Consider the following 23,559-nt stretch of genomic DNA (forward strand, 5'->3'; position numbering starts at 1 on the left):
GCATATCGGCGAAGATTGCGTTATTTTTCTGCGGCAGTGGTGGTGGCTTCGAGTTCGCCCGGGGCGGGCCGATCAACGATGAACCCGCCCGACGTTCCGCGCCGGCTGATCCGGTTGTTTGCCGCGCGACAACCGTAGGTATCGGTGTTGCCGTAGTCGATCACGAAACTAAAGTTTCCGCCGCAGGCCGACGGATTGTGATACGTGATGTTCGACGAGGCATAACCTTGCCCGTAGCCTTTGTAGATATCGGCGCCGCGGTAGTCGAACAAGATGCCGAGGCTTCCCTGAGCCCCGCTGCCTTGCGAACCGCTGCCGGTCGCCAGGTATTGGTCGTCGCCGGCGAACTCCATCAACACGCCGATCGAAGCATCCCAGGCAAACCCGATGTTCATGATCGTGCCGCCGTAGGCATCGTTGCCGGCATCGTCGATCAAAAATCCGAGGGCGTAGTGACAGCCGAATCCATTGGCAAAGCGTTGGAACCGGCGTTCCGTCCGAGACGATCCCGTGTAGGCTTTCAAGGTCGCCCCGAGTCGGTTGTCGTTCCCCTCGAAGTCGCGGGCGAATCCCATGCCGAGCCAATATCCGCCGCCTTGAGCGAAGTAGTCGTACTCGTAGGTGTCGTCACCGGAACCTTCCAGGAGCACGCCCAATCCGCCGTCGGCGACGCCGCGCAGCCCCGAGCCGACGCCTTGCCCCCAACCTTCGTAACCGGGCGTTTCGGGATATGAGTCGTAATAGCGACCACCCGTGTAGTAGTGATCGTTCCCGGAGATGTCTTCAAGGACGCCGAAACCGAGCGGGCCGGCAAATCCCTGGTCCCACATCGCGGCGTGGTAGTCGTCGGTTCCGGCCCCTTCGATCAACAGGCCGACGCCGCCGAGCGCCTGGCCTTGGACACGTCGCAGACCGACGTATCGGTCATTACCGTTCAGATCGGCCAAGATTCCGACACCGGCCAATGTCGAACCTTGGGCCACGCTTTGCGCCTGGTAGACATCGTCGCCCGACGCATCGATGAGGATCGATCCGGCCAAGAGCGATCCGCCCTGGATACCGGGCTGTTTACCTTGATAGCGGTCGTCGCCCGCCAGGTCGATCACGATGAGTACGGGTCGCGAGACATTTGCGGTACCTTCGAGATAGACGTCGTTCCCGCCCAGATCGATCACGGCGCGAACCTGCTTCGCCGTCTCGAGATCGTATTGATTCGACGCCGAGCCGCCGATGACGATCGTGCCGGTTTCGGTTTCGATGACGCGAACGATCGGCCCGGTGATCCCTTCCACGCTCAACGAGGCATCGCCGGTGCCGTCGAGCTTCGCCAATTCGGTCAACAAATCGGTCGCGAGCAACTGGGCCAGGGTTTCGGCCAAATCGAATTGGGCCGACCGGTTCATCTTCAACATCAGCTTGCATAAACGCCGTGCGTAACTGCGACTGTTCACCGTGTGCCCCACGCTGGCGTTGGTCGTAAGGGTCGAATAGAGGTTCCGCGCCATGTCGGCGACTTCTTTTTCTTCCAGCGGCTCGATCATCGCCGCGTAGTTCCGGTGCGCCTGAAGCAACACCGACTGGACCGAAAGGACGGCTTCCTCCGGCGAAGCGGGTTTCGGCAAGACGAACCGCTCGGTCGCCGCGGGCACGTCCATCTTCGGCCGTGCTACCGCCAGCGCCGCGGTCGTGCCGACGGCATCGGCCCGTTTCAATCCGGCATGGAGCTTGCGGGTAAATTCTTCGGCGGCCGCCGGTGCCGAAAGCGGATCGAGATACAACTGCTCGTACCACGAAAGACGGCACAATCCGTTGACCTCCGAGCCGGTATACTCGCGATCCGTCGCCCGCAACCGACCGGCCAAGTACGATCGAAACGTGCGGAACCGCGAATCGATACGCCGACTTTCAAGCTGCGTTTCGATTTCGGGGCGAAGCAACGCCGCAATCCCGGCCGCCTCGGGGTGGCCGACTTTCGCATCCAACGCATCGGCCATTGCTTGCCCGAATTCGCGAAGCACTTTCTCTCGCTGCTTTTCCCGATCGGCTCCGACCGGTTCCGGTTTTTCTTCGTTCGGCGTTTCTTCTTTTGCTTCTTGCGATTGCGAATCGGGTTCGGTCGCTTCGCGTTGATCCGCCGCCGGGGCCCCGCCTTCGGGGGCGTCCGATTTCGAGTGATCGACAGATTCTTCGGCCTTTTCGTCCGTCATCGGAACGCCCAGTTCCGGTCCGTCGGAAGCGGCATCTTCGCCGGCCGCCTCATCGACAACGTCTTCATCGAAGCGCACAGCGAAGTCGTCGAGCGGTTCTCCGTAGGGCATGACATCGACCAAGGCGGGAAAGAGATCGACCGACTCGAACCATTCACCGACACGGGTTTCGGGCTCCGCTTCGTCGAGAGGCAGCGGATCGAACGTATCGTCGCCCGGCACGACTTCCACATGAAATCGAACCGCTCCGCTTTCGGTGGAGGCAACCTCCGTTTCGGCCGGCGAGATTCCGCCTGCCGAGAATCCGATGCCCAAGGCAACCAAGACCACTGCGCCGTGAATGTGAGTCCTCATAGTCGTTTATCACCCAAAAATTGCTGCGGGCAGCTCACCGAGTCGTGCGACCGCACCCGACCGGTCCCCACGGCCCCTCTGCCTGAGCAGCCCAGGTGCTACATTTTGCGCCGCTTAAACCGGCAACTCAGATTGACCAGATAACGCACACGATATCAATCGGTCCCTGTCGCCGTTTTCATAGCAGTATCGTGCAACTTACTTGTGACACCGAACATATGCAACGCGCGTGTCCCCCGACTTCGTCAGGATGTGCCTAACGAACGAATAAATCCGTCTACATCGATTGCAGTGACTGTGCGCCCTTGAAATTGATTTCAGTCACGACGATGCACACCCGATCGGTAGGCCGCGACACATATTTCTTGTCGATTGTGCCAAAGTTGTCGCAAACGGATCGTCTCATACCCCCAAGAGGCAATCCGATCGACGGCGGCGGGCAACGCGTCGACGAGCTTCCAATCCGTCAGTTTCAGCGTGAGGATCAAGCCCCGAACGCGGCATTCCGGATAGGTCACGATGCCTTCCACGGCGTTGAGGGTGTAGCCGGGCGCGACGTTCATGTCGGCCGCCAACCATCGAACTTTGCGGAATTCGCGTCGCCGCGCTTGCGGAACGCGCCGCCGCAGATGTCGAAACCGTGGGTGAGACGCAACCGCAGGATGCATTTCGGCGGGATCGACACCGAGGACCTCATACCCTCGATCGAGCAGCGCCTGGGAAGCACCGCCGGGGGCACTTCCCAACTCGGCCCAGCGGGCACCCGGCGGGATCGGAAACGCCGACCACCGCAAGGCCTCTTCCATCTTCAAATAGGCCCTGGAGACGGCATGTTTCGGTAGGGCGATCGGCGGCCGCCCCCCGATCCAGTGGGATTGAATGTCGTCCGTCACCAGATGACAGCCGAACCAATATTCTCCCGGATCGACGACGACACAATCAAGCACCCAATCCCCCGCGGCAAGGGATGTCTTGTGGGCATCCAAATGCCAAAAGGCGTCCTGGTCGTTCGATTGCGTATCATCGACCGAACCCTGCGGCAATTCCGGCAATTGCGAGCTCACTTCCGTCAGTCGTGGGCGGAGGTCGGCCGGTGCCGCTTCCAAGAGTCTGCGTTCAACGGCGCGCACTTCTTCCGGCCAAGGCGCACTCGTCTCATCCGGATCGCCTCCGCTTGGATCGCGCGGCCAAACGTGCACCGCCCGAACCCGTGCTCCTTCGACGGCAGCCCAAATCCGCTGCGGCCAATCGGGCTCGTCGATCGGTACTTTGCCCAGCGACAAGCCCCAGCGACGTGCGAAAGGGCATTCCAACCGATATCCCTCGGCCACGTGCGAATCGTCGGCCGTCTTGAACGTCAAGAACCCCGGCCGTGAAAACGCGAACCGCAAATTCGGGTATTCGCGCGCGACGAGCGTCTTGACCACCCGTTCGGCGCCAATCCGACAGGTGAGAAACACGAATCGCGAAGCCAATTCCATGGTTGCCTACCGTACCGGTGTACCGGGGCGACGATGCGCCGTCTCGACCACACGACCGCGCCCGACATTTCGGCGTCGAGCATCGAATCGTCCTGAAGCCCGCTCGCAAGAGGAAGGGAAGGCCTATCTTCGCCCGCGATCGCCGGGCGTGCAAGTCGGGAAATATCCGAAACACGTCCGGTGCGGCAAAGCCGCATGCGTCCCGAACCGCGTCGCCGGAACTTCAACGAGGCGTACTCGGCTCGCCGGTCTTCAACAGCGTCAGAAGGGAATCGAAACGGCTCTTGATTTCGGGCGAGTCGTACCGATCGCGTTCCGATTCGAGAAGTTCGATCAAGAGATCCTTCGGATAGTACGCCTTCCCTTGTGTCCGCAAGATACTGATCACGTAATTCGAAAACGGCTGATCTTCGTCGCCGACCAGTTTCACGGTGCGTTCGAGAACACTGCGATCACGATACGAGAAAAGCGTGCGAACCGCCGCCTGCCGCGTCGCATTGTTGTCGACGGCCAGCAGCTCATCGACGATCGCGGCGATCTTCTCCGGGGGCGGACCTTCGCCGTAAGTGGGCGGCCGATTCAGCCCGTACATCAGCGAAGCCGGCGGATTGCCCTGATACGACTCGATACGTTCGATCAGGTAGTCGACGGCCTCTTCGTCGCGAAACAACTTCCACAATCCGCTCGCGGCACACTCCGCAATCGAGGCATCTTCCGAGCGAAACTGTTTCTTCAAGATTCCCTTGATCTTCTCTTCCCGGTCGGGAGGGACGGCCGACAGCATCGCCAACGCCATGTTCAGCACTTGGGGATCATCCGACGCCAACACGGCCTCGGCCAACGGCGTCGATACTCCCCGCATCATGGCGTAGCGGGCGACGTTCGTGCGAATCTGCACACTGGGCGCCGTGACCAGCGGAATCAACTCCGTCGAATACTTTTGCGGATCGACCGCCATCGCACGATCGATCGCCATGGCGACGAACTGTTGCCGATATTGATCGGGGGCGGGCTGGACTCCGATCTCCTTTGCCCGTCGAATCAGCTCTTCAACCTCGGCCGGGGCATGCAACATGCGAATGTACCCGAACAGTTGATGGTAGAACTGGCCTTTGTTGATCTCGTCGTTGGTTTCCCACTGCTCGATGATCAAACTCGCCCGGTAGGCGATTTCGGGATCGCCTGATGTAAGTTCTCGCCGCAGCCGTCCGATGACGACCGGCCCTCGTTCGAGCAGTTGCCGAAACGCCCGCTCGCGCACGACGGAACGGGCATCGCCCATCTGGGCAATCAACCGATCGATTTCGGGATCGTCGATCTCTAACGGTCCGGCGATCGCCGTCTCGGGAAAGGCCTTGTCCAACAGGTAGACCAAGCCCGCAAGCCCCTCGGCCTGCAAGCGAGGAAACACTGCCGCGGCATTCCCTTGCCGAAACGCCGACAAGACCGGCGTCATCTTTTGCTGAAAATCGACCGAGCGCAGTTTGTCGAAAACGTCGGCCGGCAACGCCGGTGTCGCATCGTCGCCGCTCTCCGCGGCTCCAGGGAGATCGTTCGTCTCCTCCGCGAAACTCCATTTCGAACCAGGCGAGCCAAGGAAGACGGTAGCGGCCAACAGCATCGCTCCGACTATCCTTGCGGCCGATTCGATGTGCCGCCGGTATCCTCGACTTGCCGCCATGATGTTCCTCGACTCCAAATTCCGCTCGCCGCCGGGCGATCAGGAAACTTCTAAAGAAAGGCGTCTGCCATACCACTCCTCTCAATGGTAGCAGGCCGAAAGCGAAAAGTTCCAGAAATTCGGCGGTTTACGGCGGATCACCGCGAGCGGCGCACAAACGATACGACCGGCGGCGGTAGCGACAAATCGTCGTGACAACCGAATTCATGCGAATTGCGGCGCTTGTCGATCACTTCGGGCATTTCTTCGCATGCAACGAGCTGATAGAACGGACACACGGCACACTCGGCAGATCGCAACGCAGGCCCCGCGATGTTGCCTGCGCGTGCCTTCGGCACCGCCCAGCAAGCCCGGCCGCCGTTTGTCCCACCGTTGATCCCGTCAAATTCGACGGCATCGCGTACGGGACACGCATCGCACTTTCGGGAGTCCGACTCCTGCGTGAAGAATTCCCAGCAGTTCAGTTTATGGGCCGGTCGACGGGCCGGCGTCGGATCCTTAGGGTACTCGGAATTCGACATCAATGGGGCACCTTGAGAAGATACTTGGGTCAAAGAAGCACAACCTGGTGGGCGAAGTTTCGCTCTCGATACGTAAACCTACCCCACGATTTGCGACGGTACGGTCCCCAAGGGGGGCAAAGCGTGTGGAACGCAGCCGCGATCATCCTTCGAAACTGCGTTTTCGGTACACCCCTCACCCCCGTCGAGGGAGACATTTTGTTTCCCGACAAATGCCGGCTTTCATCACTTTCGAGGGTCTCCCTGCCGTGGGGAAAAGGCGATGCCGCCCAAACGCTCCGTCCATTTGCTTGTGGTTGCCGCCGGGATGTGTGACGATGGGATCGATTACGCAAGGGCTCGACTATTTCGTACCGGCAAAAGGTTTTCCACCCGAGAACGAAGAAATAAGGTCGCGGCTGCGTCGGCGCTACCGACGTACCGGCTTGCCGATTCGCCTGCTGGAGGTCCCTCATGCGACTATCCGTCGTCGATACGGAACGCTGCGTCGGTTGTCAGCTTTGCATGTTCGCCTGTGCCCGTCGCCACGGGACCGGGCTGGCCGAAACGTGTATCGGCATTCGATCGACCGGCGGCATGGAGCGAGGTTTTTCGGTCATCGTATGTCGGGCATGTGTCGATCCGCCCTGTGCCCGCGTTTGCCCCACCGAAGCCCTCGAACTGCGCGAGGGGGGCGGAGTCAAGTTCGTCGCCGAACGTTGCATCGGCTGCGGGCATTGCCGCACCGCTTGCATCCTGGACGCGGTCTTTTGGGACGACGAGGCCGAGAAACCGATGATCTGCATCCATTGCGGCTACTGCGCCAAGTTCTGTCCGCACGGGGTACTCTTGCTCGAAAAACGCGAGGTCGCCCATGCTTCCGAATGATCCGGTTGCGAATGTCCTGCATATCGACCTGACGCGCAAGACATCCTATGTCGAACGGCGGGAAGATCTCGTCGACGAGGTGCTCGGCGGGGCGGGAACGGCCGTCCGATTGTTGACCGAACTCGCGCCGGAAGGATGCGATCCGCTCGGGCCCGACAATCCGATCGTCCTGGCCGTCGGTCCGCTGACGGGCCACTTTCCCCTGGCTTCGAAGACGGTCGCCGCGTTCAAGTCGCCGCACACCGGCAATCTGGGTGAAAGCCATTGCGGCGGGCGCAGCGCCGTCGCCATCCGCATGGCCGGTTACGGGGCGATCGTCATCCGCGGAGCGAGCGACCTGCCGGTGTACGTCTCCGTCCACGGCGACAAGGTTCGCTTTCGCGACGCAACCACGCTGTGGGGCATGGGCTCGGCCTTCACGGCAGGAAAAATCATCCGCGAAAACGAAACCGGCGCCGGATTGCGCACGATCATGCGGATCGGCAAAGCGGGCGAGAACCTGGTCACCTATTCGGCCGTTACCTGCGAAACCTACCGCCACTTCGGACGGCTCGGCCTAGGGGCCGTGTTCGGCTCCAAGAAGCTCAAGGCCTTGGTCGTCGCCGGAAAACGATCGTTACCCGTCGCCGACCGCAAGCTGTATCGGCGGCTCTATGACCGCATTTACGACGAGGCGACCGAGTCGGCCGTGATGAAGAAATATCACGATCTGGGCACGGCCGAAAACGTCGCCCCGCTCAACGCGATGAGCGGCCTTCCCACGCGAAACCTCACGGCTTCACGGTTCGAACACGCCGAGGCGATCTCGGGAGAAGCGATGGCCGAAAACTACCTTGGGCGGCGCATCGCCTGTTCGCATTGCCCGGTCGCCTGCATTCACATCGCGGCACTGCGTGAACCCTGCGAGGACGAGCCGTACTTCTACAAGACGTCGATGATCTCGTACGACTACGAAACGTTGTACGCCCTCGGCTCGATGCTGGGGATCGGTGATCCTGCCGGCTACTTGCGACTGGTCGACACCATCGAGCATTCGGCGCTCGACGCCATGACGGCGGGCGTCGCCTTGGCGTGGACCACCGAGGCGTTCGAGAAGAAATTGATCTCGACCGCCGAGACGGACGGTCTTACGCCGGCCTGGGGCGATGCCGATACCTATTGCGAGATCGCTCGGCGAATCGTATCGCAGCCGACCGAGTTCTATCGTCTGCTCGCCCGCGGGGTCGATGCCGTTGCCGAAAAGTACGGCGGCACCGATTTCGCCTTGACGTACGGGCGCAACGAGATGCCCGGCTATCACACCGGTCCGGCCTCCCATTTGGGTTTTCTGGTCGGCGCGCGGCACAGCCATCTCGACAACGCCGGGTACAGCCTGGACCAAAAGGTCTTGGTCAAGGAACTGTTGTCGCCGTCCGAAACCGCCCGGCGCATCGTCGACGAAGAAGTACGTCGGCAGATTCTGTCCAGCCTGGTGATGTGCTTTTTCGCTCGCGGCATCTATGACGACGATCTCGTTCAACAATGTTTGGCGAGCGTGGGCATCGACCTCGACGCCCATGCACTGGAATCGATCGGACGCCGCATCTACGCCGAAAAATACGCCTACAAGTTCCGCGAAGGCTTTTCACTCGACCGCTTGCACATTCCCAAGCGCATCCTCGAAACGGTTTCGCCCGTCAAGAACTGGGACGAAGCCTACCTGCGTTCGACCATCGCCGAGGTCGGCAAGCTGATCGACGAGGCCCTTGCCGCCGCGGGAACGTAGCCGCTCCTCGGGTGCTTACAGGCCGAACCGCCGCAGTCGCTTCCAACGACGGTTCTCTTCGAGCGTTCCTTCGTCGCGGAGAAAGGACGTCATCGCTTCGTCGAGGATCATCTGGGCATCGTGGGTCAGCGTGAGCAATCGGGCCAACCAGTACGGGCGGGGAACTCCCGACTCGCTGAAGATCTCGGCCTTGAAACACGACACCACCGCCGCGGCTACACGATCGTTCAATTCGGTGTGCGGTTGGAGAGGACACAACGATCGCCGATATCCCGCCCGCAACGACGACAACAGCAACGGCCAAATCAGTCGGCTGCCCGGATCTTCCTTTCGGCGCGACAGATCGTCGCAGAAGTCGCGGGCGCGGCCTGCGTCGAACGCGAAGACGGAAACGTCGGCCAGTGTCATGATGCGGCCTACGAGCAGATCGGTCCAGCGCTCCGTCTTTTCGACCAGGCGGTTGAGCCGAACCGCGTCGTACAGCGGCACTTTTCCATCAACCAGGTGCCGGAGCGCCCGATTTCGGATCTCCACGTGCCCCAACATGATCGTTTTGCCGATCGGTCCGGCCAGGGCGTCTTCCCGCAATTCGTCGTGGGCGGTCAACACGGCCCCCCAAACGCGCGTAAGCATCTCGCTGACGATGATTTCTTCGATCGTGCCCGCCAGATGATTTCGCAGCTTCTTGTACGAGTCGTCGCCGACACGTTTGAGAAACGACGCCCAGGCATCCAATCGCGTCTTCGAAGCAATCCAATAATCTTCGAGACCGTCGCGCGGAATTTCACCGGGCAATCGGACAAGCGACGGGCCGTGGGTGGCGACAAGGGTGGCAAGTTCAGCAAATTCGTGAGCCTGCATGAGATGCCGACAGTCTCCAGATGCAGTTCCTTGGTGCCGATCGTCGGAAGCCGGCGTTGCCTTTTCGCGTACAGCGCCGGCGTTTCCGGTTGTCCGGAAGCGTTTGCCCCGTTGAGCCCCCACACGCAAGCCGGAAGGGATGCGGCCATGTGTGTCTCCTCTGGAGAGGGAGCAACCCGCATGCCGTTTCTCACCCTAATGCCCACGTAGACCGCGAGAATCGGTCGCCGCCTCATGCCAGAACGCTGTTTTGCCTCGAAATACGACGTTTACAGGTTGCCGCATCGACATTCAACGTGGACAATTTCCCCCGCTGCCGCGACCGGCCACACGGTCGAAAGGGATAGTTTGTTGCCGAAAAGCAACACCGCCGAGTATCCTGTGTTGCCGGACGGCGCTCCGACGTTGTGCGAAAACCGGTTCTTCCCGCAGCCGATGCCGGAGCCACCGTGCACAGCTCGCCGCGGCACGGCGCAGCGGCTTCCCCACCAAATTGCCGTCCCATACTCGCGGAGGAATCGTACCATGACCCGACGATCGGCATTCCTGCATTCGCGATACTCGCGTTTTTCGATGACAACGACGCTACCGTGCCTTGCCGGGCTTGTTCTAACATTCACGACATGCGTGGAAAGGCCGTCCGCATCCGCCGCCGAAGCCCCCATTCCGCAACCCACCGCCCGGGAATATGCCGAACTTGCCGACCATCTCGAAACGTATTGCTTCGAGCGTCTGCTGCCGTTCTGGTATCCGCGGTGCGTCGATCGGGAGTACGGCGGTTTTCTGCCGCACGTTCGGCACGACAACACGCCGGGAGAAAACAACGACAAGACGATCGTCTTTCAGGCCCGCATGACCTGGACGGCGGCGGCCGTCATGCTCCACTCGTCCGAGCGAGCGGACGAATTTCGTCCGTTCGTCGAGCACGGCATTCGGTTCTTGCAACAAACGATGTGGGACGATCGCGACGGCGGATTCTATTGGGGACTCGACCGCCGGGGAAATCCGATCCCGCGTTACGGCACCGAGAAGCATCTCTACGGAACGTCGTTCGGCATGTATGCCGCCGCGACAGCCTATCGCGCCGCCCAATCGCCCGAGGCGTTGCAACTGGCCCAAGACACCTTCCGCTGGCTCGAGGCGCACGCACACGATCCGTCGTACGGCGGCTACTTCGAGGCCTTCCATCGCTCCGGACGGCCGATCCTCGAAAGCCCCAAGCCCGGCACGAACGGCAGGCAGAACACCGAACGCGACTTGCTCGGAACGCCCTACGGTTACAAGTCGATGAACAGCCACATTCATTTGCTCGAAGCTTTGACCGAACTCTATCGCGTATGGCCCGATCCGGGCGTGCGGCGACGACTCGACGAAGTCTTCCGCATCGTGCGGGACAAGATCGTCGTCGAACCGGGATGCATGAATTTGTATTTCACGCGAGACTGGCGCGCCGTGCCCGACCATGACTCGTTCGGTCACGATGTCGAGACGGCTTATCTGCTCCTCGAGGCCGCCGAAGTCATGGGGCTGGCCCACGATCCCAAAACGCTTACCGTCGCCCGCAGCCTCGTCGATCACGCGCTGCAATACGGCTGGGACGAAAAACAAGGCGGTTTCTACGATCGCGGATTCGCTTTTCAACCGGCCTACGCCCTCGACAAAGTTTGGTGGACGCAGGCCGAAGGTTTGAACGCCCTGCTATTGATGCACGAGCGATTCCCCGCCCCCGACGCCGTGTACTGGAATGCCTTCTACCGTCAATGGCGTTTCATCGAAGCCCACCAAATTCATCCGCTGTACGGCGAATGGTACGCCACTGTCACCGAAGACGGACCGGACGAATCGGCCGACTTGGCCCAAGTGTGGAAAGGCCCTTACCACAACACGCGGGCGATCCTGAACACGATCGAACGTCTCCGCCGACTGGCCGCCGCAAACGAGACCTCGGACGATTCGCATTAACGCTGCCGACTGCCCGCCCGTACAACACACCTTCTCTATTTCACGCATCTTGCGCGATCTCTCTTGCGTTACTGCGTGCGGGATCGGTAAAGAGTCGCGTTCGCCGGACTGTCGGCCGTTCTCTCGGTGTGATGCGTCGGAACGACCGTCGACCGGACGATGCGTCTCGATACGAAACCTTGCCGCGCGTTTGCAGGAACCTCCCTCCCATGAGATCGACTTGGTGGATCGTGTGCGTCGCGATTGTGCTCGGCACGGCGGGGTGCCGCGCGCGTCCCGAGATCACGGCGTTGGAACAAGAAAACTTCGCCCTGGAAAACCGCATCTACCAATTGGCCGATCACCTCGAGCAGGCCCACGCCGCTCTGGAGGCCTGCAAGGCCGAAAACGCGAAGCTGCGGGCACAGCAGGGGCTACCCGTCGGCGATGCGCCTGCCGTCGAGGTTCCTTCGATGCCCGATGCCCCGACCGTGCCGGATGTCTCGCTGCCGAAGGTCGAGCTTCCCGATCACGAAACACCGCCGGAAGAAGCGTTGAAGAGTCTGGGCGCCGCGCCCGATTCGGACGACGGAGCCTCCGTCGCGCGTCCGAGCGAGGTCGCACGCACCGAGTACCGAACTCCCGTCACCCCCGGCAGCACAAAGGTCACTGCGGTGGCGATCGACCCTCGCAAGACCTCCGGTTTCGAAGAGGATGGACGCCCCGGCGACGACGGTATCACGTTCGTGTTGCGTCCGTTCGACGCGGACGGCAATCTGCTTTTTGCGCCCGCCGAGATTTCCGTGGTGGTGCTTGATCCCGCCTTACCGGGACTATCGTCGCGAATCGCTCGCTGGGACTTGAGCCGAGACGAAGTTCGCCGCCTGTTGGTCGATGCCTCGAAGTCCGGCGGTATCCCGTTGCGGTTGCATTGGCCTGCCGAGCCGCCGGTCCATCGGAACCTTCGGTTGTATGTCCGATATACGACCGACGACGGCCGTCGTCTTCAAGCCGAAAGCCCGCTGGAATTGGACGTCGTGGAATACGTGGACCCGCCGGGCATGCCGCCCGCACCGTTGGCGGCCGGTCCGGCAAAACCGCTCCCGCAAGAGCCGCGTCGCTTGCCGGAAGAAAAGACGACCGGAACGACCTCATCACCCGGCGAATCGGCGGTTATCCCGAGCGAGGGTTCCGCGGCGGCCTCCGAATCGAGCGTGCCTCCGGCTCCCCTCTTGTTCGATCCGCAAGCGGCAGTTCCCAACGCGGCTGGCCGGTCGACCGAACAGCCTACCTTGCCGACGACGCGAGCCGCGGCCCCTGCCGACACGGCCGTGCCGACCGCCTTTCACGAAGCGCCCGCCGCTCCGCATATACCGAACGACACGGCGACAGGTTGGCATCGCGCAGTCCGCTGAACGCCTTTTCGTCGTTCGTCGCAGCAACAAGATTTTATCCAACGGCCGATCATTCTCCGGACTCATGATCCGGCGACTCGGCGGCGTCGGCTTCGGCATCGGCCGATTCGGCACGCGACGGGCCGCTTTCCTCTTGCGCTCGCTTCTCGGCAAGCCGGGCCTGGTAACGCAACTTGAGTTCTTCCAGTTGCACGCGGTCACGTTGTTTACCGTAGAAATGCCAGGCGGCAAGCATGTCGGCGGCAGCCAACAGCCCCAACCACAAACAAGCCAAGCCGGCTAAAAACCAGTAGCCGATGAGCCACCACGCCGAGATGGCCAAGAGTTCCAGATACGCGCCGGCAAAGAACATCACGCCGAGCCCGGCGACGATCATGCCGACCACGTTGCGACGGCGAAGCTTGCGACGGAGAAAATCACGTTCGGCCGCGCTGATGCGGGCTTTTCGCTCGGCCCGTTCCCAGGCCGCCTTTTGTACCCACATCATCCCACCGCCGATCAGCAGCAAACTCAAACCGATGATTTGTCCGATCGCATCCACCGCAGGCATGACACTTTCGCTTCGTTGGCTTGGCTTCCGATTCCGTCACGGCCCCATTATGGTCATCGGCTGCGAGCCTGACGAGCCCGAAACGTCCCGTGCCCGATCGAAAGACGGGCCGCCTTGCGGTGTTTCAATTCGTTAGCGCATGAAGACGGGGATCACCTGCGCTGTTTCCTGCGGCGATCCCCGATTCGATCCGCGGCACCGTCGGCCTAAGCGATTCCGCCGGTAGGCCGTGTGATCACTGCTCGCAAAGGGGCGTTTTCTTTTCGGTGATCACAGGACACTGCGGCGCCATTTCGGCGTTGATTTGGATGTATTCCTGCCACTCTTCAGGGACGTTTTCGTCCAAGAAAATGGCATCTACCGGGCATTCCGGCACGCAGGCCTCGCAGTCGATGCACTCGTCGGGGTGGATGTAGACCATCTTTTCCCCTTCGTAGAAGCATTCGACCGGGCAGACCACCACACAATCGGTGTACTTGCACTCGTAGCAGGGCTTGCAAACCACATGAGCCATGGCCGTGGAATCCTCCAATCGTGCTTAGGGGACCACCGGTCCCGATCGGTCGACACGCAAAAAATCACCGTGTTGATCATCGATTTCCCATCGGTAGGAAATCGTTCGTCATCTTATGGAGTTGCCTGCCGAGGGTCAAGAAACGGCCTCGCACGGCGGGTTACGCCGAGTTTTCCCTCGATCGGGCAGTGAGCCTGCCGGACAAGAAACGACCGCGGAGGACACCTCGAATCGACGTGTCCCCCGCGGGCCTCTTCTGCCGGAATTCGCTTGGGACGGTCGGCCGGTCAGTCGGCCGAACCGATCACCTCATTGAAGGCCTTCAACCGTATTCGGGTAGATCTCACCGGTCGTCGGAACGTACACCCAACCGGCACCACCCGCCACCGGAGCCGCAGGCTTGGAAGGCTGCGTGGCGACGGTGTTGCTGCCGGTACTCGGTTCGACGGGAATCTGGTCGATGTACGGGCCGTAATCGCCGCCCGGGTTTCCGTCCTTGTCGGTGGCAATCGTGAGCAGGTTGAGATCGGCCGGATACGAACCGTGGTTGATCTTGTACAGCTCCAACTGCGACCGCAACACGTGGGTGTTGAAAGCAGTGGAGCTTTCCTTGGCATCATCGGTGGAGGCCGTGAACTGCGGGATGATGACCGCCGCAAGAATGGCCATGATGACGACGACGATCAGAACCTCGATCAGTGTAAAGGCGTTGCGATGTTTCTTGGTCATGTGTGACGACCCCTCATTCTGTGTTGTCGATGCTTGCACGCTTCGCAGCCGTGGGGCACTTCATAAAAGCGGCACCGAACGGCGTGCAGAACCGATTTGTTCGCCCCGAATACCGATCCGTCCCCAGCCGGCCCGCCGCCGAAATCGATCACGGCTTGATGTGACCTCGGCGAGCCTCTTTTGGTGATACAACTCACCCGCGACGCGCTTCCGACCAACGTCACCGTCTGCCCCCGCGACCCTGCGGCGGCAACCTTCTCTGTTCCGCCTCCGCAGATGGCCGTTTGTAAATTACCTAGGTCACGCGATCGAGAGGGTCAAATTATTTTCGGGGGGTCCGTTATCCGCCCACAGCGAAGGGCATACACCTTCAGCACAACCCGCACGTCCCGACCCTGAAAACCCGTCAAGCGGATCGATCGGGGTCGCCGTCGGCCTCGGTACTCCCCGAATTGGAGGGGCCACGGAACCTTCAGAATCGACGCTCCTTCCGCGAGTCGCACGACCCACACCGATCGCTTTCGCGAGGCCCGAATTCCGAGCATCGAGGGCCCCCCTTGGGCCTTACCGTGTGGCATGATTCACGGCGAGAGCGTATCTCCCGCACGGGCACAACACTCTCTCGCGGCGCACGCCCGTCAACCCATATTTTCCGTGCTACGCAAACAATGCATTACACCGACTCTTTCCAGCCTGATTACCAGTTTTAATTTAGCCGCACACCCCAAATCGCCGATGTCAACATATGTAGTGCCGTGTGCTTGCAGCGCAGGCAAGCCACAAAACGACTCGCGATCCCGCAATGTTTGCGAGTTCAACAGTATTGTTAACGTGGGCAATCCGGGGTAGTCGAATAAGCTACTGATGGAACCCGCCCATCGGACCAGGCCCTACTCGTACCAGGTGATTCGAAGGAGGCATTCAGATGAGAGCACTGTTGGGGGTGTCGATGGTCGCTGTCCTGCTGACGGCGATCACGGCAGGGACCGCCGACGCCGGCTATTGCGGCGCGGCACGCATCGCACGTGCTTGCGACCCGTGTACCACCGTGCACACGGTCATGAAGCCGGTTCGCAAGGTCGTGTATGAGAAACAAGAGATCACTTGCTACAAGACGTGCTACCAACGCGTCGTCGAACCGCGGCAGGTGACCTACACGAAGTACGTACCCGAGACCCGCTATAAAGACGTGACCTACACGGTCTGCAAGCCGGTCTGGGAAACCCGCACCAAGGAAATCCCCTACACTGTCTGCAAGCCGGTTTGGGAAACCCGCCAGCGGACTTACACCGTCTGCAAGCCGGTCTGGGAAACCCGCCAGCGAACCTACACCGTTTGCAAGCCGGTTTGGGAAACCCGCACCAAGGAAATCCCCTACACTGTCTGCAAGCCGGTCTGGGAAACCCGCCAGCGGACCTACACCGTCTGCAAGCCCGTGTGGGAAACCCGCACCAAGGAAATCCCCTACACTGTCTGCAAGCCGGTCTGGGAAACCCGCCAGCGGACCTACACCGTCTGCAAGCCCGTGTGGGAAACCCGCACCAAGGAAATCCCCTACACCGTCTACAAGCCGGTTTGGGAAACCCGCGAACGCACCTACACGGTCTGCAAGCCGGTCTGGGAAACCCGCCAGCGAACCTACACCGTCTGCAAGCCCGTGTGGGAAACCCGCACCAAGGAAATCCCCTACACGGTCTGCAAGCCGGTCTGGGAAACGCGTCAGCGGACGTACACCGTCTGCAAGCCGGTCTGGGAAACCCGCACCAAGGAAGTGTGCTACACGACGTATCGTCGCGTCGTCGAGACCTGCTACCGTGAGGTGTGCTATACGGTCTGCAAGCCGGTCAAGTACACGAAGACGGTCAAAGTGTGCTCGGGCCATTGGGAAACGCAGGTTTGCGAGAAGCCCGGCCCGGTCGTGACGAAGTGCATCCAAGAGCCCGGCAAGTGGGTCTGGGATCCCTGCACCTGCCGCTGCGTCTACTGCCCCGGCGAGGTGAAGAAGGTCCAGGTCCAGTGCCCGCCGGTCAAGGTCTGCAAGCGGGTTTGGGTGCCCGAAGTCAAGGAATGCGAGGTCGAGTGCGTCAAGTACGTCCGCGAGACCTGCGTCAAGAAGGTGCCGTACAAGGTCTGCAAGCTGGTGCCTGAAAAGTGCGTCCGCACCTGCACCTACAAGGTGTGCAAGTGGGTGCCCGAGCAACGGACCTGCACCTACAAGGTCTGCAAGATGGTGCCCGAGCAACGCGTCCGTACCTGCACCTACAAGGTGTGCAAGATGGTGCCCGAAGAACGCACCTGCACCTACAAGGTGTGCAAGTGGGTGCCCGAACAACGGACCTGCACCTACAAGGTCTGCAAGATGGTGCCCGAGCAACGCGTCCGCACCTGCACCTACAAGGTGTGCAAGTGGGTGCCCGAACAACGGACCTGCACCTACAAGGTCTGCAAGATGGTGCCCGAGCAACGTGTTCGCACCTGCACCTACAAAGTGTGCAAGATGGTGCCCGAAGAACGGACCTGCACCTACAAGGTCTGCAAGTGGGTGCCCGAGCAACGCGTCCGCACCTGCACCTACAAAGTGTGCAAGATGGTGCCCGAAGAACGGACCTGCACCTACAAGGTCTGCAAGTGGGTGCCCGAACAACGGACCTGCACCTACAAGGTCTGCAAGATGGTGCCCGAGCAACGTGTCCGCACCTGCACCTACAAAGTGTGCAAGATGGTGCCGACGACCTGCACGAAGCGTGTGTGCTACACGGTCTGCAAGCCGGTTCAATGCACGAAGACGGTCAACTGCGTCCGCTGGGAATGCAAGAAGGTCCCCTACACGGTGACCCGCTGCGTGCCCAAGGTGGTCTGCGAGATGGTGCCCGTCCAAGTGCGGTGCCGCGTCCCGCGTTGCTGCAAGTGCTGCGAACCCTGTGAAACCGGTTGCAGCGCCTGCGATGCTCCGGTCGAAGAGGCGGTTCCCGCCGAACCGACGGAAGCGGCTCCGGCCCCGGCCGAAGGCACGACCACGTGATCGCAATCGGCTGATGCCCGGCGATTCGTCGCCGGGCGAAGTGCCGACCCCGATAATCACCTCCCTCACTTCTGTCCCACAGAAGTAAGGTCTGGTCAACCGTGACGAGCGGCTCGATCGAACCCCCGGTCGAGCCGCTTTTCCTTTGGGTTCGAGGCGAACCGCTATTTTGTCGTCTTCACGGTACGAAGCGGAAAATTGGGATTCTCACTTCGCGCGCCGTCCATGAAGGCGGCCAACTTCTCGGCGATCTGCGGGAAATCTTCCGCCAGATCGTGTTCTTCGCCGACATCGTCGATCAGGTCGTAGACGGCGGTCGGGCCGCCGGCCGTCCACACGCCCTTCCACTGTCCCCATCGGGCCGCCTGCTTCGAGGCCTTCCCTTCGTGGAACTCCCAGTAGAACGGCGGATGCTCCGGTTGCGCACCGCGTCCCAGAATTGTCGGCAGCACGCTGATTCCGTCGATCCCTTCAGGCGGCTCGACACCGGCCAGTTCGGCCGCCGTCGGCAAAAAGTCCCAGAATGCCCACGGATACGTGTTTACGCTTCCGGCCTGCACGTATTGCGGCCACCAAACGATCATCGGCACGCGAATTCCGCCGTCGTGCAGCGAACGTTTGTAACCGTTGAGCGGTCCCATGCTGCGGAAGAAATACGGATCGGAACCGCCCTCTTTGTGCGGACCGTTATCCGAGGTGAAAAACACGATCGTATTTCGGTCGAGCCCGAGATCGCGTAACTTTTCGATCAGTCGCCCGACGTCGGCATCCAATCGCGCGATCATCGCGGCGCGGCCTTTTTCGGGCTCGGGCCAATCTTTGTCGGCGTACGGACCGTAATCGGGCACCTCCATTCCCTTGTTCCCGGCCTCGTTGTTCGCGTGCGGAATCGTGTAGGCCAGGTATAGGAAGAACGGCCCTTCCTTGTTCTTTTCAACGAACTGCAACGCTTCTTCGGTGAACAGGTCGTGGCTGTACACCTTCTTTTCGACGGCCACGCCGCCGGGCGTTCGATCCTGTCCGTTGATCACGTGCTCGACGACGTTCGGAAGCGAGACCTTCTCCTCGTTTCGCCACAAGTATTCGGGATAGTAATTGTGGGCGTGCCGCTGATTCAGATATCCGAACCAGTAATCGAACCCCTGGCGGTTGGGAATCCCGGTCGTGTCCGGTTCACCCAGTCCCCACTTTCCGATGATGCCGGTACGATACCCGGCCTGCTTGAGGATCTCGGCGACGGTGACATCTTCGGGCAACAACGGAACGCGGGCATTTCCCCGCACGCGCGCATGTCCGGTGTGCAGTCCGGTCATCAAGCAACAGCGCGACGGTGCGCACACCGTCGAGCCGGCGTAAGCGTCGGTGAACCGCATTCCTTCGGCAGCCAGCCGATCCACGTTCGGCGTGGTAAACTGTCGTTGCCCGTAGCAGCCCAAGTCACCGTAACCCAAATCGTCGGCCAAAATGAAGATGATGTTCGGCCTCGCGGGCAACCGCCGAGCGGTTCGTTCGGCCTCTTCGGCTTTTGCCTGCGCGACTTCGTCCTTCCACTGTTGCAACTTTGTTTCGATCGCCTGCCGATCGAAATTCGCGGGAACCGGGTTGTCCTGATTCTCCAACAATTCGTCCAAAGTCGGCGTCGGCGTCTCGATTCCCCCTTCGGGGATGTCGATTTTCGCGATCCAGGCGATCCCGTTGAGGACCGTCTTGCGGAACATGTCGTGGCCCCAGTTCCAATGGAAGTGGCCGCCCGTAAAGCCGAATCCGCGTCCGCCGTCGGGACGCTCGTACACCCAACACACGTGTTCGGGCATGTCGCGTCGCGCCCGCACGACCGGGTTATTACTGTGCGGTCCGTCGGGTCGCGACCGGGCCGAGTCGGGAGGAACCGCCGTCAAGATCGGCGTGACGCCCTCGAGACCGGGACGAAACCGCATGTGGTAGTACCACTCGTCGGCGATTGTGAACGGCACCAGCCCTTTCGCAACAGGATGATCGGGGAATACGGTGAATTTCGCTTCCCAATGCGGATTCACCGACCACCACTGTTCGTAGCAACCGCCGATCCAGCTCCGCAGACGCTCCCCGGCCGTCTCTTTCGGTACTTCGACTGCGTAATGAATGCAGGCGAAGCCCACGCCGCGATCGATCAGTTTTTGAATGTCGTCGAGGTGGGACAACATGGGGTTACCACCGCCGCCGTCCGAAAACTGAACGACCGCATCGGCATCGTCGAAAACGCTGAAATCTTCCGGCCATCCGCCGCTGATGACGACGGTCTCGACACCATCGACGCCCTTTTTCAGCCACTCAGCCAACAACTTGCATCCGGCATTGTGTTCGTGCGAAGCAAATCCGTGGCTGGGTCTGCCCGCGACGAACACGATCTTCTTACCCGCCCCGTCGGCTTTTTCAGCGGCAAAAGCGCTGCTCACGGCAACCGTCGCCAGCGTCAAACACATCGACACACACCAAAACGCAACCATTCGACGCGATGGCATCGCGAGACTCTCCCGTTCGCTGTCAATTGGGGTTGGGGGAAAAGCAAACGTCGGCCGACCGCTACGACTACTTGGCGGGTTTCGCCTTTCGAGGGGGAACGTCGGGCAGCTCTTTGATGCGAATATTGCGGAACTCCACCCGCATCGCAGGACCTTGGTGTAGCTGCAACGCAATGATGCCCTTGGCGGCGCCGCGTTCGGGATCTTTCTCGACGTAGTCGACCGTCTGGTAACCGTTGAGATACTGCTGAATGTGCGGCCCTTTGCAGACGATGACGTACTCGTTCCAGTCGCCCCAGTTGACGTGCGGTGCGACTTCTTCGGGATTTACGTCGGCGAGGATGCCGCGGCCTTTTTCTTCGTACAAGATGCCCATATAACGCTTCTCGGCGATGTCGGCCTGATAGCCGGTAACGACGAAGTCGTCCAACCGCTTACTGCGGACCTGCACGCCCGAGTTGTGATTGCGCAGCTTGAACTCGATCTTCAGCACGAAGTTCGAATACTCTTTGGTCGAGCAGAGGAACGTATTGTGGTCAGTGGGCGTCTTGTCGGTGGTGCCCACGATGACGCCGTTTTCGACCGACCAAAACCGCGGGTCGCCCTCCCAACCGTTGAGCGTCTTCCCGTCGAACAGCGAAACGAATCCGGCTTCGTCGCCGCCGGGTTTCGCTGCCGGTTTGCCTTTTTCTGCCGCCAATCCGGACAACGCCGTGACCGACATTACGACCGCCGCAAGAATTGTGGACTTCCGCATTGATTGGACCCTCTAAGCCGTTGGAATGATTCACACGGTCAAAAACCCGCCGCACACCCCCGCAATCACCGGCCATTCGAGACGACTTGCCTAGAATAAACAGGCCCCCGGCCACATACAAGAAAAACCCGCCTACGACGGCTCGCCGTGCGCCCTTCGGGTGGAAAACGCCGGAACAGGCGAACTACCTCCGATCCAACAGGGAAACCTTCCGAAACAAGGCAAAATGTAGTAAACAGTAAAGTTTTGTGCAGGTTTTCCCGGTTCGTCTGCGTCTCCCATCACCTTTGCGTACGGCGATTTCGAGCCGATCTCGTCCTCGGCGACCGCGCACGCTCGGAGGAACGACGCGCGCCGATTGGCGCATGCGACGCGACCTCACCGATGTGAGCCTCGCCGTACGTCAAGGGGTGTGTATCGAGCCAATCAAGTCGTAAGGAAATCCACATGAATGTCTTGGTCGCCGGTGGTGCCGGCTATATCGGTTCGCATGCCGTCAAGCTGCTCAAGTCGACCGGTCACACGCCGGTCGTGATCGACAATCTTTTCCGGGGACACCGACAGGCCGTTCCTGCCGACGTGCCTTTTTACCAAGTTTCCCTCGCCGCAACCGATCGCCTGGCCGAGATCCTCTCGCAACACGCGATCGACTGCGTCATGCACTTCGCGGCGCTGGCCTACGTGGGCGAATCGGTCACGCAGCCGTTGACCTACTACGAAAACAACACCGCCGGAACGGTGAGCATGCTTCAGGCGATGCAAAAGGCCGGCGTGCACAAGATGGTCTTCAGCTCGACCTGTGCCACCTACGGCGAGCCGGAGGAAATCCCCATCGTCGAAACCACGCCGCAATCGCCGATCAACCCCTACGGTTGGTCGAAATGGTGTGTCGAGCGCGTGCTGAAAGACTATCTCGCCTCGGAACCGAAGTTCTCCTTCGTCGCGTTGCGCTACTTCAACGTCGCCGGTTGTGCCGCCGACGGCACGCTGGGCGAAGACCACGATCCCGAAACACACCTGATCCCGTCGATCTTGTTGACCGCCTTGGGCAAGCGCGACACGTTCACGATCTTCGGCACCGATTACGCCACTCCCGACGGTACGTGCATCCGCGACTACATTCACGTCGACGATTTGTGCGCAGCGCACATCACGGCCATGGAAGCCCTCGGGCCGGGAGAAGGTCGCTTCTACAACCTGGGCATCGGACGCGGTTATTCGGTGAAAGAGGTGCTCGACGCCGCGAAGCGCGTCACGGGCCGCGACATCCCCGTGGCTTACGGCGACCGCCGCCAGGGCGATCCCGCGATCCTGTTCGCCAACTCGGAGAAGATCCAGCGGGAACTGGGCTGGAAACCGAACTACATCGATATCGATGAGATCGTCGCCACGGCGTGGAACTGGTTCGAGAAACATCCCGACGGCTACGCCGACTGAAAGCCGCCGCGGAAACGAAGGACGACACGCGATGGATGCGGTGGGGCTGCGAATCCTGATGATCGGCGACGTGCGACGCCGCGAATTCGCGCACGTACCGTCGGCCTTTTCTGCCTGCGATCGCGTGGTGTGGCTGGCCCCCGAGGACTTTCAGGCCGATGACGGCGTACCGAACCGCGTGATCGTAATCCTCCAGCAGCACCGGGCCGAGTTGCCCGCCGGCGTGTTCCAAGACGGCGATCCCGACCTGATCGTGTGGCTGCAATCGCGTCCCGGCGAATTTGCGGGCGCGTTCCAGCACGAAATCCGCACGATGTTCCCGCTGTCGCCGTGGGTCGCCGTGCTGGGCACACTGTGCGAAGGCGAAGAGCGATCAGGCACGCCGATGCCGGGAGCCGCTCGCGTGTGGTGGCACCAGTGGCGGTTGTGTGCCGCCGAGCAACTCGACCGACGGCGTGCGGGAGAAAGGTGCTCGTGGACGCTTCCGCCGACGGCTCAGTCGGCCGATTACCTGGCAGCCGAACCCTGCCCGCGCATCAGGCTCGTGCGCCCGCGGCACCTGCGCGACGATCGATTGCCGGTAGTCGTGATCGCCCGCCGTCGCGACGGTTTCGAGGGGCTTTCGGCAGCGGTGGAGATGGCGGGCGGCCGGGCCGTGTGGCTGTCGCCGTCGAGCTACGGCCAATGGCCGACCAATCCGGTTCCGGCGGTCGTGTTCGTCGATGCCGAAGGCGACCTCAACGAAGACGGCCGCCTGGTCGCCCAAGCGGCCGTCCATTTCCCCTCGGTTCCGCGAGTTCTGTTCTTGGGTTATCCCCGGCTCGAAGATATCCGCACGGCCGGCCGCCTGGGCGCCTCGCTCGTCATCGGGAAGCCGTTTCCGTGGTATCAGCTTGCCCGCGGACTGCTCGATCTAGGCGTCGCCCGACGGGTCGATTCGCCGTAAACGGTCGCTT

17 protein-coding genes and 1 pseudogene are annotated in these 23,559 nt (G+C 61.1%); 7 read left to right on the forward strand and 11 right to left on the reverse strand.

From position 1 onward, the window contains the following. Positions 1-20 precede the first annotated feature (20 nt). The 5 genes and pseudogenes from ACYQ2I_RS16750 to ACYQ2I_RS16770 all read right to left on the reverse strand — a co-directional run bounded on the left by ACYQ2I_RS16750 (position 21) and on the right by ACYQ2I_RS16770 (position 6,244). Positions 21-1,994, reverse strand: coding sequence for a hypothetical protein (locus ACYQ2I_RS16750; RefSeq protein ID WP_460168423.1), 1,974 nt, complete (start codon positions 1,992-1,994; stop codon positions 21-23). A 20-nt stretch (positions 1,995-2,014) separates the two neighbouring features. Then, positions 2,015-2,182: pseudogene (locus ACYQ2I_RS16755) on the reverse strand (hypothetical protein); the annotation flags it as partial. 696 nt (positions 2,183-2,878) lie between these two features. Continuing rightward, on the reverse strand, positions 2,879-4,042 hold the full coding sequence (locus ACYQ2I_RS16760) for an SAM-dependent methyltransferase (protein ID WP_460168180.1): 1,164 nt from the start codon (positions 4,040-4,042) through the stop codon (positions 2,879-2,881). A 223-nt stretch (positions 4,043-4,265) separates the two neighbouring features. Then, on the reverse strand, positions 4,266-5,723 hold the full coding sequence (locus tag ACYQ2I_RS16765) for a hypothetical protein (protein ID WP_460168181.1): 1,458 nt from the start codon (positions 5,721-5,723) through the stop codon (positions 4,266-4,268). 137 nt (positions 5,724-5,860) lie between these two features. Continuing rightward, a complete protein-coding gene (locus ACYQ2I_RS16770) occupies positions 5,861-6,244 on the reverse strand; it encodes a two-CW domain-containing protein (protein ID WP_460168182.1) in 384 nt (127 codons plus the stop codon). 453 nt (positions 6,245-6,697) lie between these two features. Here ACYQ2I_RS16770 and ACYQ2I_RS16775 point away from each other — a divergent pair, with 453 nt between their 5' ends. Together ACYQ2I_RS16775 and ACYQ2I_RS16780 are read left to right on the forward strand one after the other, a co-directional pair. After that, a complete protein-coding gene (locus ACYQ2I_RS16775) occupies positions 6,698-7,111 on the forward strand; it encodes a 4Fe-4S binding protein (protein WP_460168183.1) in 414 nt (137 codons plus the stop codon). Next, a complete protein-coding gene (locus ACYQ2I_RS16780) occupies positions 7,098-8,876 on the forward strand; it encodes an aldehyde ferredoxin oxidoreductase family protein (protein ID WP_460168184.1) in 1,779 nt (592 codons plus the stop codon). Before ACYQ2I_RS16775 ends, ACYQ2I_RS16780 begins: the two co-directional genes overlap by 14 nt. 15 nt (positions 8,877-8,891) lie before the next feature. Here ACYQ2I_RS16780 and ACYQ2I_RS16785 read toward each other — a convergent pair whose 3' ends face one another. Then, positions 8,892-9,737, reverse strand: a complete 846-nt coding sequence (locus ACYQ2I_RS16785) for a hypothetical protein (RefSeq protein WP_460168185.1) — start codon at positions 9,735-9,737, stop codon at positions 8,892-8,894. A gap of 627 nt (positions 9,738-10,364) precedes the next feature. Between ACYQ2I_RS16785 and ACYQ2I_RS16790 the strand changes: the two genes are divergently transcribed. Both ACYQ2I_RS16790 and ACYQ2I_RS16795 read left to right on the forward strand, forming a co-directional pair. Continuing rightward, positions 10,365-11,699: an AGE family epimerase/isomerase gene (locus tag ACYQ2I_RS16790; protein ID WP_460168186.1), complete on the forward strand. Its 1,335-nt coding sequence runs from the start codon at positions 10,365-10,367 to the stop codon at positions 11,697-11,699. 209 nt (positions 11,700-11,908) lie between these two features. Next, positions 11,909-13,093: a hypothetical protein gene (locus ACYQ2I_RS16795; protein WP_460168187.1), complete on the forward strand. Its 1,185-nt coding sequence runs from the start codon at positions 11,909-11,911 to the stop codon at positions 13,091-13,093. A 49-nt stretch (positions 13,094-13,142) separates the two neighbouring features. Here ACYQ2I_RS16795 and ACYQ2I_RS16800 read toward each other — a convergent pair whose 3' ends face one another. The 3 genes from ACYQ2I_RS16800 to ACYQ2I_RS16810 all read right to left on the reverse strand — a co-directional run bounded on the left by ACYQ2I_RS16800 (position 13,143) and on the right by ACYQ2I_RS16810 (position 14,886). Beyond that, entirely contained in the window at positions 13,143-13,643 is a 501-nt protein-coding gene (locus tag ACYQ2I_RS16800; protein WP_460168188.1) for a hypothetical protein, read from the reverse strand. A gap of 235 nt (positions 13,644-13,878) precedes the next feature. Then, complete coding sequence (locus tag ACYQ2I_RS16805) at positions 13,879-14,157, reverse strand: ferredoxin family protein (protein ID WP_460168189.1); 279 nt, start codon at positions 14,155-14,157, stop codon at positions 13,879-13,881. A gap of 309 nt (positions 14,158-14,466) precedes the next feature. Beyond that, complete coding sequence (locus tag ACYQ2I_RS16810; protein WP_460168190.1) at positions 14,467-14,886, reverse strand: type II secretion system protein; 420 nt, start codon at positions 14,884-14,886, stop codon at positions 14,467-14,469. Positions 14,887-15,811: 925 nt separating this feature from the next. On the opposite strand from ACYQ2I_RS16810, the gene ACYQ2I_RS16815 reads away from it, so the two are divergent. Then, on the forward strand, positions 15,812-17,908 hold the full coding sequence (locus ACYQ2I_RS16815; RefSeq protein WP_460168191.1) for a hypothetical protein: 2,097 nt from the start codon (positions 15,812-15,814) through the stop codon (positions 17,906-17,908). Between the two features lie 164 nt (positions 17,909-18,072). Here the strand turns inward: ACYQ2I_RS16815 and ACYQ2I_RS16820 are convergent, their stop codons facing one another. Then, positions 18,073-20,409 (reverse strand): sulfatase-like hydrolase/transferase, encoded by a 2,337-nt coding sequence (locus tag ACYQ2I_RS16820; protein ID WP_460168192.1) that lies wholly within the window; start codon positions 20,407-20,409, stop codon positions 18,073-18,075. Between the two features lie 67 nt (positions 20,410-20,476). Next, on the reverse strand, positions 20,477-21,166 hold the full coding sequence (locus ACYQ2I_RS16825) for a 3-keto-disaccharide hydrolase (RefSeq protein WP_460168193.1): 690 nt from the start codon (positions 21,164-21,166) through the stop codon (positions 20,477-20,479). Positions 21,167-21,613: 447 nt separating this feature from the next. Between ACYQ2I_RS16825 and galE the strand changes: the two genes are divergently transcribed. Both galE and ACYQ2I_RS16835 read left to right on the forward strand, forming a co-directional pair. Beyond that, positions 21,614-22,603 carry a UDP-glucose 4-epimerase GalE gene (gene galE, locus ACYQ2I_RS16830; protein WP_460168194.1) on the forward strand — a complete coding sequence of 330 codons (990 nt, stop codon included), beginning with the start codon at positions 21,614-21,616 and terminating at the stop codon, positions 22,601-22,603. A gap of 31 nt (positions 22,604-22,634) precedes the next feature. Then, on the forward strand, positions 22,635-23,549 hold the full coding sequence (locus tag ACYQ2I_RS16835) for a hypothetical protein (RefSeq protein WP_460168195.1): 915 nt from the start codon (positions 22,635-22,637) through the stop codon (positions 23,547-23,549). Positions 23,550-23,559 lie beyond the last annotated feature (10 nt).

Source organism: Thermostilla marina (assembly GCF_054657455.1).